This window comes from Paenibacillus terricola (genome assembly GCF_014779765.1).
In the GTDB taxonomy this organism is placed as follows: Bacteria; Bacillota; Bacilli; order Paenibacillales; family Paenibacillaceae; genus Paenibacillus_T; species Paenibacillus_T terricola.
On the sequence record NZ_JACXZA010000008.1, the window covers coordinates 46620 to 61152 of the forward strand.

General features: G+C 40.6%; 12 protein-coding genes. All 12 read left to right on the plus strand.

The window, feature by feature from the left end; genetic code table 11:
- Nucleotides 1-6 precede the first annotated feature (6 nt).
- The 12 genes from H8B09_RS25945 (at nucleotide 7) to H8B09_RS26000 (ending at nucleotide 14418) form a co-directional block, all read left to right on the plus strand.
- Entirely contained in the window at nucleotides 7-465 is a 459-nt protein-coding gene (locus tag H8B09_RS25945; protein WP_191206508.1) for an ApeI family dehydratase, read from the plus strand.
- Nucleotides 462-1730, plus strand: a complete 1269-nt coding sequence (locus H8B09_RS25950) for a beta-ketoacyl-[acyl-carrier-protein] synthase family protein (RefSeq protein ID WP_191206509.1) — start codon at nucleotides 462-464, stop codon at nucleotides 1728-1730. The genes H8B09_RS25945 and H8B09_RS25950 overlap by 4 nt, the downstream gene beginning before the upstream one ends.
- Nucleotides 1731-1747: 17 nt before the next feature.
- The gene (locus H8B09_RS25955) at nucleotides 1748-4189 is read left to right on the plus strand and encodes a beta-ketoacyl-[acyl-carrier-protein] synthase family protein (protein ID WP_191206510.1); all 2442 of its coding nucleotides are present in this window, start codon (nucleotides 1748-1750) and stop codon (nucleotides 4187-4189) included.
- A 15-nt stretch (nucleotides 4190-4204) separates the two neighbouring features.
- Nucleotides 4205-5710 (plus strand): phytoene desaturase family protein, encoded by a 1506-nt coding sequence (locus H8B09_RS25960; protein ID WP_191206511.1) that lies wholly within the window; start codon nucleotides 4205-4207, stop codon nucleotides 5708-5710.
- Nucleotides 5711-5733: 23 nt separating this feature from the next.
- Nucleotides 5734-6438, plus strand: coding sequence for a hypothetical protein (locus tag H8B09_RS25965; protein ID WP_191206512.1), 705 nt, complete (start codon nucleotides 5734-5736; stop codon nucleotides 6436-6438).
- Nucleotides 6439-6531: 93 nt separating this feature from the next.
- Nucleotides 6532-7221, plus strand: coding sequence for an HAD family hydrolase (locus H8B09_RS25970; protein ID WP_191206513.1), 690 nt, complete (start codon nucleotides 6532-6534; stop codon nucleotides 7219-7221).
- Nucleotides 7222-7366: 145 nt separating this feature from the next.
- Nucleotides 7367-8038, plus strand: coding sequence for an HAD family hydrolase (locus H8B09_RS25975; protein ID WP_191206514.1), 672 nt, complete (start codon nucleotides 7367-7369; stop codon nucleotides 8036-8038).
- A gap of 17 nt (nucleotides 8039-8055) precedes the next feature.
- Complete coding sequence (locus H8B09_RS25980) at nucleotides 8056-8694, plus strand: histidine phosphatase family protein (protein ID WP_191206515.1); 639 nt, start codon at nucleotides 8056-8058, stop codon at nucleotides 8692-8694.
- 42 nt (nucleotides 8695-8736) lie between these two features.
- Complete coding sequence (cysE, locus tag H8B09_RS25985) at nucleotides 8737-9303, plus strand: serine O-acetyltransferase (protein WP_191206516.1); 567 nt, start codon at nucleotides 8737-8739, stop codon at nucleotides 9301-9303.
- Nucleotides 9304-9521: 218 nt separating this feature from the next.
- A complete protein-coding gene (locus H8B09_RS25990) occupies nucleotides 9522-10130 on the plus strand; it encodes a TetR/AcrR family transcriptional regulator (RefSeq protein WP_191206517.1) in 609 nt (202 codons plus the stop codon).
- Between the two features lie 83 nt (nucleotides 10131-10213).
- Complete coding sequence (locus tag H8B09_RS25995; protein ID WP_191206518.1) at nucleotides 10214-11905, plus strand: MFS transporter; 1692 nt, start codon at nucleotides 10214-10216, stop codon at nucleotides 11903-11905.
- 194 nt (nucleotides 11906-12099) lie between these two features.
- Nucleotides 12100-14418 carry an MMPL family transporter gene (locus H8B09_RS26000; RefSeq protein ID WP_224754047.1) on the plus strand — a complete coding sequence of 773 codons (2319 nt, stop codon included), beginning with the start codon at nucleotides 12100-12102 and terminating at the stop codon, nucleotides 14416-14418.
- Nucleotides 14419-14533: the final 115 nt, after the last annotated feature.

Consider the following 14533-nt stretch of genomic DNA (forward strand, 5'->3'; position numbering starts at 1 on the left):
TTATATATGAATCTAGGACTAATCGATAAAGTAGTAAGTTGGACGAATGGGGTAGAAGGAATAGCCGTACATAATATTAGCATGACCAATTCTTTCTTAGATACGCACTTTCCACTGAAACCGATCTGGCCGGGCGTTCTAACAATGACAGCTGTGAGTCGATTAGCGGAAGGGGTAATAAGGGCAACGTACGATTTTGAAAAACGCGTTAAATTAACAAGAGTTTCCAATATAAAGTGGCGTAAATATATAGCTCCTGGTGATCAGCTGTATATTGAAGTAAAAGTTTTGTCTATGAGTGAAAAGGAAGTACTCGTGAGAGGGAAAGTAAAGGTGAATGATAAGATTGCAGCTGCTTTCGGAGAGATGCAATTTTCTTTTGACGACGCATTAAGTAACTCTGATGCAGATGCGAAGGCATTTTGGGAAGAGCGTGGTCTAAAGCAGGGGGAATCTATTGAATGAGACGAGTGGTTGTAACAGGAATAGGAACCGTCTCATCTTTAGGTGATAATTTGCAAAAAGTATGGACTAGAATGTTAGCTGGGGAGAGTGGTATACGTAGAATCTCTTCGATGAATCCAGATAAGTTTATGACTAAGTTTGCAGGTGAAGTAGATAACTTCAGCCCTGATGAATATATAACATCTATTAAAAATAGAGAATTAATGTCACGTGGCGAACAGCTGTGTTTTGCATCGGCTGCGATGGCTTTTAAAGATACTGGTTTAAATTCAAACCAAGTGCTCAAGGAACGCTTTGCTGTGTACATAGGTGGAAACAAGGAAGTTGACACAATCCCCCAAGAGCTTGTTGAGTCTGTTCTGCTCTCCAAAGGCACACTAACAGAGTTTGCAAAAGCGGCTAAGAGTAAATTGTCGCCTTCATTCTCAATTAGAGCTTTGCCTGCTGCCGTTCTGCATTATGTATCCGCTCACTTTGATATTCAAGGTCCTAACGCTTATTTTGTTGGTACATCCAATGCTAGCGCAGCAGCTATCGGAAGCGGCTTTAGATCGATACGGCATGGTGAAGCAGATGCGGCTTTAGTGGGGGGATTTTCTGACTCTATTACATGGTGGAATTATATGAAGTTGGATGCAATGGGTGTTTTACATAGAGGTGAAGCGAACGATTGCCGTAAACTATATGCCCCGTTTGATAAAAAAAGAAATGGAACCCTTATTGCAGAGGGATCGACCATGCTCGTACTAGAGGAATTAGAACAAGCAAAGAAGCGCGGCGCAAACATTTATGCTGAAATAATCGGTTTTGGTAATGGATATGACAGCGGAGCAATAGCTAAACCATCTCCTAATGGTGCGGGCTTACAAGTTGCTATGAGAAAAGCGATGAGAGATGGAAGCGTTGGTTCAGAACATATCGACTATGTTTGTGCACATGGCAGCGGTACGAAATTGGGGGATGAATCTGAAGTAAGAGCAATTGAATCCGTATTTGGAACAGACAGATCAGTAATGGTCAGTTCCGTTAAACCAACTACAGGACATATGGTTTCGAATGCTGGAGCATTTAATGCTTTAGCATCTGTCCTAACACTTAGCGAACAGGTTGTTCCATTTACATTAAACTGTGAAACACTTGAAGACAACTGGTCACTAGATTTCATTAGACATGAACCACGACAAACGAATGTGAATTATGTGATGTCCGTTGCGCGTGGTTTAGAAGGTCAGGATACTGCGTTACTATTCGCGAAATGGAAATAAGAGGTGCTGATTATCGTATGAGAAAACAGAGGAGTCGCAGAGTAGTCGTTACTGGTTTAGGAGCTGTGACAGCTTTAGGGAGTAATGTTGGTGATTTGTGGGAGTCTGTACTAGCTGGAAAGCATGGAATTAAGCCAGTGGATCAACTGGATATGACAGGTTACATGACTCAGATTGCGGGTGAAGTGAAAGAAGATTTAGTGCTTACCCATTCCAAAAAACGTCGTGTATTAGATCGAGCTACTTTATTCGCTCTTAAAGCTTCGGAGGAAGCTTTGGAAGACGCTGCATTAGAGAGAAGTAGGCTTAAAGAACATGCGGGATGCGTGATTGGAACTTGTCTTGGAGGCATGAATAGCGGTGAATTGTGGTATAGAAACCAAGATAGTGGAAATAAAGGAAATCCTCGTTTATTGCAAGAGTGGAGACTTAATAGTATCGCAGAATCTTTAGCTAGCGAGTGGGGGCTTGGGGGACCTGTATTCACTTTTTCTACTGCATGTGCCGCCGGAGGCAATGCCCTTGGGTATGCCGGTGATTTGATTCGTGCAGGCAAAGCGGAAATTATGATCGTAGGTGGTGCTGATGCTCTTGCGCATATGGGAATCGCAGGTTTTCATGCATTGCAATCGCTAGATCATGAGCCATGTCGTCCTTACTCCAAGGATCGTAACGGACTTTCTTTAGGAGAAGGAGCTGGAATCCTGATTCTAGAGAGTGAAGAAAGTGCTGTACAAAGAGGAGCAAAAATATACGCTGAAGTGCTTGGTTTTGGTTTGTCGGCTGATGGTTATCATCCAACCGCACCTAAACCTGATGGAGAAGGCGCAAGTCGTGCCATCTCTAATGCTCTAAATAAAAATAATATTGCCCCTGATCAGGTTAAATATATTAATGGTCACGGTACAGGAACTCCTAAAAATGATAGCGCCGAAACGAATGCCATTAAGCGGGTATTCGGGGAAGCAATTGCGTCTCTTAAAGTTAGCAGTACCAAATCGATGATCGGTCATTTACTAGGTGCAGCTGGGGCTGTAGAAGGAATTGTCACGGTATTGTCGATCCATCATCAGATTATCCCTCCAACAGCGAATTTTACTACGCCAGATTCTGTTTGCGATTTGGATTATACACCTAATCAACCATACTATTCAGAAAATTTAGATTATGCTTTATCAAACAATTTCGCGTTTGGAGGTAATAATTGTTCTGTATTGTTTGGTAACTATCAAGTTACACATCCTGAAGTAGAGGAGTTAAATGAAGAACGTATTGTAATCACTGGAATGAGCCAATTTAGCTCTGTTGGCGGTGATTTAGATCAATTTTGGACTAAATTGCTTCGAGGTGAACCCAATTGGCATGAGATTAGTACAAGCGAAGGCGTTGTTAGAAAAATTGGAAAAGTAAAAGATTTTGATATCCATACTTATATATCGAAACGCGATGCACGTAAGATGGATCGATTCGAGCAGTTAACGGTTGCGGCTGCTAAGCGTGCAATTAATCATGCAAAGGTTGAAATTAATGATGAAAATGCGCATCGAATCGGGATTATCGTCGGAACTGCTAACGGAACAGTCGAAAGTTGTGTCAACTTTTATCAACCTGTCGTTCATGAAGGAGCGGAAGGAGCGAATCCCGTTCACTTTCCTAACACCGTATTCAATCAAGCTAGCGGTTTAGCTGCAATGCAAACCAATGCAATTGGATTGAATACGACTGTCGTAGACGGACATGCCTCTACGGCAGCTGCTCTATGCACAGCCTATGAACATTTAAAAAATGATGATGCAGACATTATTGCAGTCATTGGCACAGATACGATTGTTCCAACGGTGTTGGAAGGTTATGAATGTTTAAATGTGCTGGCTGATCAATCATCTAAAGACCCCCAATCTAATGTGATGACATTGAGCGAAGGCACAGTTGCCTTTGTATTGGAAAAATTATCGAATGCTAAAAATCGAAAAGCACATATCTATGGTGAAATCAAAGGATATGGGAAAACATTTGACGGTAAAAAGTATGCGAGAGTCGATAAAAAAGGACAAGGTCTCAAGCGGGCAATGGAAATGGCTGTTCATAATGCTCAATTACAGTTGAACGACATTCAAGCCATTCTTGCAACGGCAAATGGAATAAATGATATCGACAATATGGAGAAAAAAGCAATTGAATCATGTTATTTAAGTAATGAATATATGCCATATATTGCAACGGCCAAGTATTTAGTAGGTGAATCGCAAGGGGCGGCTGACGGGTTTCAATTCATCACAGCTTTACTCGCGTTGCAACATCAAACATTGCCACCCAAGTTAAACCATTTGGAGCATAACGAGCTGCATCCTTTAGATAAAGCTGAAAAACTGCTTGAAGACTTGAATCATGTATTAATTAATAGTTCCTCATTAACTGGATCAAATGTCTCCGTAGTATTGTCTAAATATTATGAATAGATGGGATGAATATGAATGGAAGGCAAATTAAACGAGACATATGATGCGATCATAATTGGATCCGGTTTAGCTGGACTAACGGCAGCTGCGCTACTAGCTCAAGATGGAGCTAAGGTATTAGTACTTGAACAGCATTATATTGTGGGGGGCTGTGCAAGTACATTTAGAAGAGGTAAGTTTCTCTTTGACGCTGCAGTTCATCTTATAGGCGGTTGTGAACAAGGTGGAGAAATCTATTCCATTTATGAGAAATTGGGCTTGCTGGATCAAATTGGATTTATCGAATCTAAGCCTATGTGTCATATATCGTTAGGACAATCCCAATATGAAATACCTGCGAATTTATATCAATTATCGAGTAATATGGAAAATTGGTTTCCTGAGGACAAACAAGCTATCAGGGAAACAATGGAAGAGATTATACAGTTAGGCGGAGCGATTCTAAGAGGAGATTATGAAGATGATGAGCAAATTACGCAAAGAGTGCTTGAATTAAAAAATGTATCTTTTGCGGAGTATCTAAATAATCGGTTCTCTCACCCTCATGCATCAATGGTACTGGGTTCTTTACATCCTTATATTGGAGTTCCGACCAAACAATTATCGGTTTTATATATGATGAGTACAATGGCGTCTTATCATGGCGGGGCTTATTATACCCGCGGCAGCTCTCAAAAGCTGGCAGATGTTTTAAAAGATTATATCCAATCCCAAAATGGGGTTGTAAGAATTAAACGCAGAGTAGAAAAAATTATTTGCAGCGAGGGTAAAGTGCAAGGAGTAATCGATCATAAGGGGAATCAATACAACTCTTCCATTATTATTTCAAATGCAGACCTAAAAACAACATTGTTTAAGCTTTTAGGTGAGGAATATTTACCGCCATCTTACAACAAACGAATAAATCGGATGGTTCCTTCTTATTCTGCTGTCATCCTTTATGCTGCTATTCAGAATGATGGTGCATTAATCGATTTTCCGCATGAGCAATTCATATTACCAGACAATGAACTTGATAGTGAACAAAAATATTTGTTTGATCCGCTCAATAATGAGACTGATCCTGGTATATCTGTATGTTGTCCATCTACACTCGATTCTGGCTTAGCACCTGAAGGGTATTCCGTGCTTTCATTTATGGCCATGTGCGATGCAGCTGTTGTGGAACGAGTTCGAGAAGAAAAGGGAAAGTCATTTGTACATGAGAAGTTTTTGGATTTATTAGAAAATAAACTGCCTGGCATTAGAAAACGATTAGTTATACAAGAGTTCGCTACTCCAAGAACAATTGAAAGATATACTTCTAATCATAATGGGTCAATTTATGGATGGATGAAGTCGGCTGATCAACGATGGACCTCTGATATAGGACCTAGAACACCTGTACAAGGCTTGTATTTAGCAGGACATTGGACGCGTAATGCACATGGAGTTTACGGCGTAATGAAATCAGGAAAAACGACAGCTAATCATATTATCAAGCAAAACATTAACAATAACCACCAACTACAATTGCAATAATTGCTACAGAAAGGAGGGTGTTTATGCCAGTAGAAGCGGTCAAGGAGGTACGTTACACTCTAACCTTTGATAAATCGAGGAGAAAAGAGGAAAACGTACTAGTCGTACCCGATCAAGAATGCCTGGCAGCATACCGCTATATGTTTGCTAATTGTTTGATAGCTCAAGATTCTATAACGCAAGGCTTTCTAGAAAATAATTTAGAACATTCTCTACAGTCCATAACCACGCCTCCTGATAAAGAGTATATGCTTCATTGTTTTGAGAAAATCAATTTAAGCGGTTTCTCGGGAACAAAAAGGATTGTTGATAAAAAGCTGGTTCATAAAACATCTGAAAAAAACGTGATGATCTCAGAAATTGAGCTGCCGTTAAAAACAAAAATCGGTTTGTTCTCAGGTGATGTTGCAAGCACAACTGAAATAAAGTTAGACCATATCAATCAGGAACACATTGAGGCCATTCTATTGTCTGAATTAAGTAAACAAGCCTCTATGGTGAGTATTTTTAGATTTTTAGGTTTAGACTCCGAGTTTTATGTCATTGAAGAATATAAAAAATATAGACGAATTGTTCAAAGAAGTGACGATATATTTATTCACGCGCTCCCAGTAAAAGAAAACGGAAATCATAAAGGAATGGGATATTGTCTCTTCACTGTGTACCAGAATTCCAAATTATGTTCAAGTGGCTACATTTCAGGTATGTATACTAATAAAGGGATGTGAGAGGAATAAGCAATAAACAAAATGATGAATGATTTATCGAGAAAAGCTAGTCAGAAACGATCTCATACCATTTGAAAATAAAGGAGAATAACAATGAAAAATATAAAACTGATTGCTGTTGATTATGATGGAGTCGTAATAGAGGATATTTTTACTCAAGTTCTTCATATTCAGACGAAGAAATATGGAGCGGAGTATACTCCTGAATTGGAATACAATACGATTTCCCAAAGAAGAGAAGATTCCGCATCTTACGCAATCCGTGTCTTAGGATCTCCTTCCGGATTGTCCATCGAGCAAATTTTGGAAGAGTTCTACAAAGAGAGAGAAAACTTTTTGGTGAATGGCGAGAATCCGCTTAATGCAGGCGTTATTGAGTTTCTGGATACGTTGAAAAGCATGAATGTGAAGATGGTTTGCTATGGTGGATTAGAAGAGAATTTGATTGATTTGGGAGTTAGACCGGTTTTGGAGAAATATTTCGAACGATATATTTGCACCGATGCTTTCCGACCAGGTCTTAAAGAAATCGTGCAAGATATTCATGGCCTCGATTTTTCTGAAGTTTTGTTCATAGATGACGTTAATCGAATGGCTGAGGAAGCAAAAAAGTATAATATTCCGTTTATTGGGGTGCCGGCTCAGCATTCATGGGGTTTCCAAAAGAAAGAGATGGAAAAAACAGGCGTTAAATATATTGTTAGTTCAATTAAAGAAATAACAAAAGATTATTTGGAACAAGTTGATTCGGATCAAGAAATCTGGAAAAGTCCAGTAGTATAACGTCGAGTTCATAGATGGTCGTTAACAACATCCGTGTCATTGCAATGGCACGGATGTTGCCTCGACGCTTTTTCAAGCTCTGCCTTACGGGATTGTAGATTACATAGTACTTTTATCGCCTTTAGCGAAAGGAATGGGTATAAGAATGAAAAAAATAAAACTAATTGCCTGTGATATTGATGGCGTTCTATTAGTAGATACGTTTAGTCCTGTTCTTCATATTCTATCGAAGAAATACGGAGTTGAGTATACGGCTGAATTAGAAAGCAATACATTTTCTCAAAGAAGAGAGGATGCAGCAGCTTACGCGATACGTTACTTAGGACTTCCTGAAGAAACGTCCACTAAGGAACTGTTAAATGAGTTCTTTAATGAGAGAAAAAACTTTATCCAGGACGATGAAGATCCCATTATTCCAGGCGTTACAGAGTTTCTGGAAATGTTGAACAGCTTGGATGTGAAGGTAGTTTGCTATGGCGGATTAGAAGAAAACATGATTGATACAAGATTTAGACCGTATTTGAAATATTTTGATCAATATATTTGCACAAATTCTTTTAGACCCGGTCTTAAAGAAATCACGAAAGAAATATATGACCTAGATTTTTCTGAAGTTTTGTTCATCGATGATGTTAATCGTGTGGCTGAAGAAGCCAAAAAACATCAGATTCCATTCATTGGGGTGCCTGCTCGGCATTCGTGGGGTTTTCAAGAGAAAGAGATGAAGAAAACAGGTGTTAAATATCTTGTTCATTCCGTTAAAGAAATAACAAAAGATTATTTGGAAAATATCGATTCGGATAAGGCGATTTGGTAAAGGAGATAAAATCATTTATGCACAACTTCTACTTCGTGCGTCATGGTGAGACGCTTGCTAATGTTGAAAATAAAATTCAAGGGCAATCCGATGCATCTCTTACCGAAAACGGAAAAGATATGATTGAAAATTTAGCTCTAGAGTTGAAAAGCAGAGACCTCCAATTTGATTTAGTTTACTCTAGTAATCAAAAAAGAGCGATTGAAACAAAAGACATCATCCTAAAAACTTTAGCTAACGAAAGTATCGTTTTTCATGCGGATGCAGGGCTCAGGGAATGGGAATTTGGTACATTCGATGGACAAGATATTGAGGAAACCTTTAGTAATTTGAAGAAATTAAAGCTTCAGAATTTAACGGATGGAGAGCCATCGGAGCTGACTTTGAAAGAAGTGGCAAATGTCATTTTTAACATGGATAAGTCTGGTCAAGCAGAATCTTGGGAAGTTTTAAAAGATAGAGTATGGTCCAGTTTTTCTTCTATAGTTTCAAAGGCAACCGCATCTGGCGCTAAAAATGTTTTAATTGTTAGTCATGGTCTAACGATCTCAACGTTACTCTACATAATCGATAAAGATAGGGACAAATTTAAAAATATTTCCAATGGTTCAATCGTTGTAGTGAGCTATGAAGAAGGTATGTATAAAGTAAGCTAATAAATTCGATAAGGATGCATATTAACTGGAAAGGAGGACTTTATGTTCAGGCAAATCCAAAAAGAAATTAAATCCATACTCGATCGAGATCCTGCCGCGTCAAGTGTATGGGAAGTTATTCTTTGTTATCCTGGCTTTCATGCGATTATGTTTCACCGCGCTGCACATTTCTTATATAAGAGAAATTGGCGATTAATTGCAAGGATGATATCTCACTTTAGCCGATTTATTACAGGCATAGAGATTCACCCTGGGGCTCAGATTGGATTTGGTTTATTTATTGATCATGGCATGGGTGTAGTAATCGGGGAAACGAGTGTCATAGGAGATAATGTAACAATGTATCAGGGAGCTGTATTGGGGGGAACCGGTAAGAGCTCAGGCAAAAGGCATCCGGATATAGGGAATAATGTAATCATTAGTTCTGGTGCAAAAGTATTAGGATCCTTTAAAGTGGGGGATAACTCAAAAATTGGCGCTGGCTCCATCGTGTTGAAGGAAGTGCCACCGAATTGTACCGTTGTCGGCATACCTGCACAAATTGTAAAGATTGACGAAGAACCGATTTTAAATGGTGTTGGCAAAGAACTTAGAACCGCCGTTATGTAATTTCAGACGTACCGTATAAAATTGAATTGTAACTCAGATTGTGGGAACAAATTAAACAAGCCTATGCAACTAAAAGATGGCTTCTATATTCACAGGAGTCATTTTCTTTAATGTCCACGGAAATCGCTCGGACTATCGACATATATTTTTTGAAGTGTTATTGACCGGCGGTCAGTCAGTGGACTATAATTAGAAAAAACTGAGAGAGGTGTGAATCTATGGTCAGGACACGTGACGAAGGGTTTAACGAAATTATACAAACGGCCGAACGTCTATTTTTGGAGAAAGGCTTCGAAAAAACAACGGTTCAGGATATTTCGCAACGAATGGGCGTTGCAAAAGGAACGATTTATCATTATTTCAAATCGAAAGACGAGTTAGTGGATCACCTGCTTCAGCGATACTCTGATAGCCTTATTCACGAATTGGAAATAACTGCGCGTAACAGTCAAATAGATGCAATTCAAAAATTTGAACAGATGGCTAAATCTTTTATTTATTTTGAAGGTTGGAATAGCGACCTCATGCGTTACATCCATCAAGATGTAAGATTAGTGCTGAATCATTTGTTTGAAATTCGATGTAATAACGAGATTAAGCCACTTGTACACTCTGTTATCGAAGAAGGTGTTGAGGCCGGCTTGTTCAATGTGGAATTTCCAAAGCAAACCGCTTTTATGATCGTAGCGGTATTTGACTGTATTTTTGACGATGGCAGTTTACGGTCGGGTATTTTTGAACCAGATGTTCTTGCTGCGATGGAAGATTTTTTAAATCGATTACTAGGGACCAAACATAAATTCAATTTATCTAAGGATCAAGGATGACAGTAGTTACAGGGAACTGAGATAGCAGGACAACAAGGTTTGCAAAACAAACAACAATTTTATAGTGATGGAGATGGTGGCGAGTGAACAATTTGAGTAGGGGCAGAACAATGCTCACATTTATTGGAATCATTTTAGGGTATTTTATCGCACTGCTGGATACAACGATTGTGAATATTGCACTGCCGAAAACGGCTGAATATTTTAATCGTGATGTGAGTGATATTAGTTGGATCATGAATGGATACAACATAGCCTTTGCGGTATTGATGTTAACGGCTTCGCGCATAGCAGATCAATTTGGCCGCAAAAAGCTTTTCCTCATCGGACTAATTTTGTTTGCGTCAACTTCTTTTTTGTGCGGAATCGCATCAACACTTGATTTACTCATTTTGTTCCGTGTGCTGCAGGGCTTAAGCGCGGCCATTATTGTACCCGTCACCATTCCGCTTGCCATTCAACTTTTTCCGAAAGAAAAACATGGCGCTGTTCTAGGGATCTGGGGAGCAATAGCAGGCGTGGCTAGTGCAAGCGGGCCAGCACTAGGAGGAATTTTGACCGAGTACTTCAATTGGCAGTCTGTATATTTCGTAAATCTTCCGATTGCTATCGTTTCGTTTATCATTTCTTACTTGTTCTTACAGGAGTCTTACGACAAAACCGCTAGCAAAAGCATGGATTTTGCAGGTATGTTAACCATTTCAGCCGCCATTTTCTGTTTCACATTAGGCTTAATCGAGACATCGGATCATGGTTGGGGTTCCTTCTACGTCTTAGCGTTATTCGCAGGATCATTATTGTCACTTGCATTGTTTATAGTTGTTGAAAGAAGATCTAAAGATCCTATGCTACCCTTGTCATTGATGCGCATTTCAACCTTTAACGCTTCTTCCGCTGGACTATTCTTTACTTCGATTGGAACGGCTGCCGGAGGTTTTCTGCTCGCCTTTTTCTTAATGAGTTTACGTGATATGTCTGTGCTTGAAGCGGGAATGACGATCATTGCAAGTTCTTTGACTGCAACGGTATTTTCGGTCGTTTCCGGGCCGATGTCTGAGAAAATAGGTGGACGCTTTTTGGCAAGTATCGGTCTGGCCATTATCACTGCAGCGGTTTATTTATTTGGCAGCCTAGATGCGGATTCGTCTCGCTTTGAAGTGGTGTGGCGACTTTGTCTGTTAGGCGCAGGGCTTGGTATATCGGTTGTGCCGCTTTTTGGTTCAGCTGTTAACAACATTCCTGCCGACAAGCTCGGGATCGTTTCAGGAGTTACCAATGTGGCTCGTACACTCGGAATGGTAGTCGGTGTTGCTTTATTAGCTACGATGCTGAGCAGTAACATGAAGAACGAACTTTCAACTGCTTCTGACAAAGCAATACAAACGGTTCAAGCTTCCACACTTGATGCGTCTATGAAAGACGGATTGATTACAAGTATTCAATCCATGAACAATGAAGCGCTAGAAGGAAACGCTCAGCAAAAAATGACATTAGAGAAAGTTTTGGAACAGGTCGATCAACGTGAAAAGGAAGTAATTGATCAAGCGCCAAGTCAAACGCAGGAAACGAAAGCAGCTTTTGATCAAAATCGGGAAGATATTGCACAGTTGTGGCCAAGTATCAATGCTGAAATACGTTCGTATATGGCAAAGGGATTTAGCTCAACCTTTCACCTGGTTAGCTTCTTACTTATTCCAGGCATTTTCATCGCTCTCTTCTCAGATCAACGAAGGCAAAAAGTCAAAGGCGAAACCAAGGCTGTTATTACACATTAGAGGATTTAGATCCATATTTCTCCAGGTTAATTTGCAAATGTGATATATGTTTCACACCCCACCTCAAGATTACTACTTCCTAATTGTTTTCCCGCTTATAGAACTTCCCACTTATTTATACATCATTCATTTAACAAGTCAATGCGCAGTGCAACTAACATCCGACACCTGCTTAGAAGTAATCATATTTGAAAATGGAAGGTGGCAATTTGAATAGCATGTTTAAGGGATTAGGCAGAGGTGTTTATAAAGCAAGGTGGATTATCGTCATTGTATGGCTTCTGGCTATAGGGTTTGGCGGAATGAATGCCAGTGGGCTGGATGATGTTCTTAGCGGCGGAGGATATCAAGTATCTGGATCTATGGCAAAACAAGCAAATGAGCTATTGTCGAAAGAGTTTGCAGGCCGGTCTGAAACTTCACTGACGCTTCTTGTTCGTGATCCTGATCATGAGGCGGGCACTCCGGAGTATAATGATAAACTTCAGCAACTGATTACGCGCCTCAAGACGGAGGAGGGAGTATCCAGCGTATTAAGTCTGTTAGATGCATCTTCCGACATCGGGCAAGGGATGATCGGTAAGGATAAGCATGTCAGCATTGCCTTCGTGGACATGAGTATTGAATCAGATTATTTAAGAAAGAAGATGCCAGATTACCAAGAACGTTTAAAAGCGCAAGCTAACTCCTTGAATATCCAGGCTCATCTACTCGGTTCAGCTGCTTATGCAGGGGAAAGTGATAAACTATCAGATGAAGGGCTGGGTAGAGCCGAATTAATGGCTTTCCCGCTCGTCCTAATCGTACTTGTGTTTGCTTACCGCTCGGTAGCTGCCACGCTGACGTCCTTGTTCGTTACAATTGCTGCCGTTATCTTAGCCATGGGAATTATTAAAGGTGTGGCGAATCATGTAGAGCTTTCCTCCTTCGTTACAAGTTCCGCCATGATGCTAGGACTTGGAGTAGGCATCGACTATTCTTTATTTATTGTCAGTCGCTTTAAAAAGGAGCTTGAGAGCAAAAATACAGTGGAGGCAGTGGTGCGCACCGTACAAACGGCCGGGCACACCGTCCTGTTCTCTGCGATTACGGTCATCGCCGCATTGTCTGCTTTATTTATCGTCGACATGCCAGTGATTAAGTCGATAGCATTAGGCGGGATTGTGGTTGTAATTGTTACGGGCCTGGTAAGTATAACACTGATGCCAGCACTGCTCAGCATTCTAGGCAAGAATATCAACAAGTTCCAGATTCCTCTTCCGAAGCGTTCTGATCAAACGTCGAGCGGTTGGCAAAAATGGACTTATATGGTGATGAAGCGACCGTTTGTTTTTCTAATCCTATCGGTGGGGCTTCTATTACTCTTCGCTGCGCCTGCGTTAAATATGAAGCTTTACTCGCCGGACTTCCGCGTCCTCCCCGAAAACAACGAACTGCGTCACGGCTTTGAAACGCTCGAGGAATCTTTTGGAAAAGGTGTAACAAGCCCGGTCAATATCGTCCTAACAAATGATAAGCAGCAATTGGATACCTCAGATGCATACGCTAAGATTGTGGAATTGCAAGAGCAACTGAAACTGGAAGAACATGTTGACGCTGTGACGTCCGTAGCTTCTTTCCTTCCTGGTGTACCTTCATCTACTGCAGCAGAAGTTCTGCAGAATGGAAGCAATAACTTACCAACGGATGTACAGAAAATGCTAGGACGTTTCCTGAGCAATAACAAGCATGTGGCTGTACTCGAAGTGAAGCTGGATTCCTATGGATCAAGTGATACTAGTCGCGAGTTCGTCAAAAAATTACGGGATCACATATTGCCGAACTTCCAATTCAACGACGGCACAACTTTCCTTATTGGTGGGGAGACGATGTCGGGAATCCAGTCATCCCACGAAGTAAATAAAAGTCTATTCCCGGCTCTTGCGATTATGCTTGGTTTAATTTACGTGATCCTTTTGATTACATTTAGAAGTATTCTCCTGCCGCTAAAAGCAATCATACTCAACTTGATTTCAGTTTCGGCTACGTATGGAATTCTCGTATTCGTTTTTGCTGAAGGGCATGGAAGCAGCATTTTCGGGGTCGCGACCAATGGATACATCATTCTTTTTGTTCCACTCCTGCTGATGGCGCTTCTTTTCGGATTAAGTACAGACTATGAAGTGTTTCTTGTTTCACGAATTAAAGAAGAATATGATGATACTCGTCAGCATGAGCAAAGCATAGCGACCGGAATGGAGAAAACCGGTCCGTTGATTACAGGAGCAGCCTTATTGATGCTGGCGGTGTTTTTCGGCTTCGCATTCTCAGGGTCACTGCCTATTCAGATGATTGGATTTGGGATGGCCGTCGCTATCGCCCTAGATGCAACTATTATCAGGATGGTGCTTGTTCCAGTCACCATGAAGATACTCGGACGATTCAGTTGGTGGTATCCGGGTCAAGGAAGAAGCCATATGGACAAGAACCGGGGGAGTGCCGCTGCTTCAATAGAAAAACCCATTAAGCATTAGGCGAGATCGGCGCGGCTGGTCAATGTCATTAGGATAAGCTCATGACAAAATTGGGAATAAAAACAATCTCTTTGTTTGCGATATTTATAGAACATCATACCAGTCAATCTTTGAG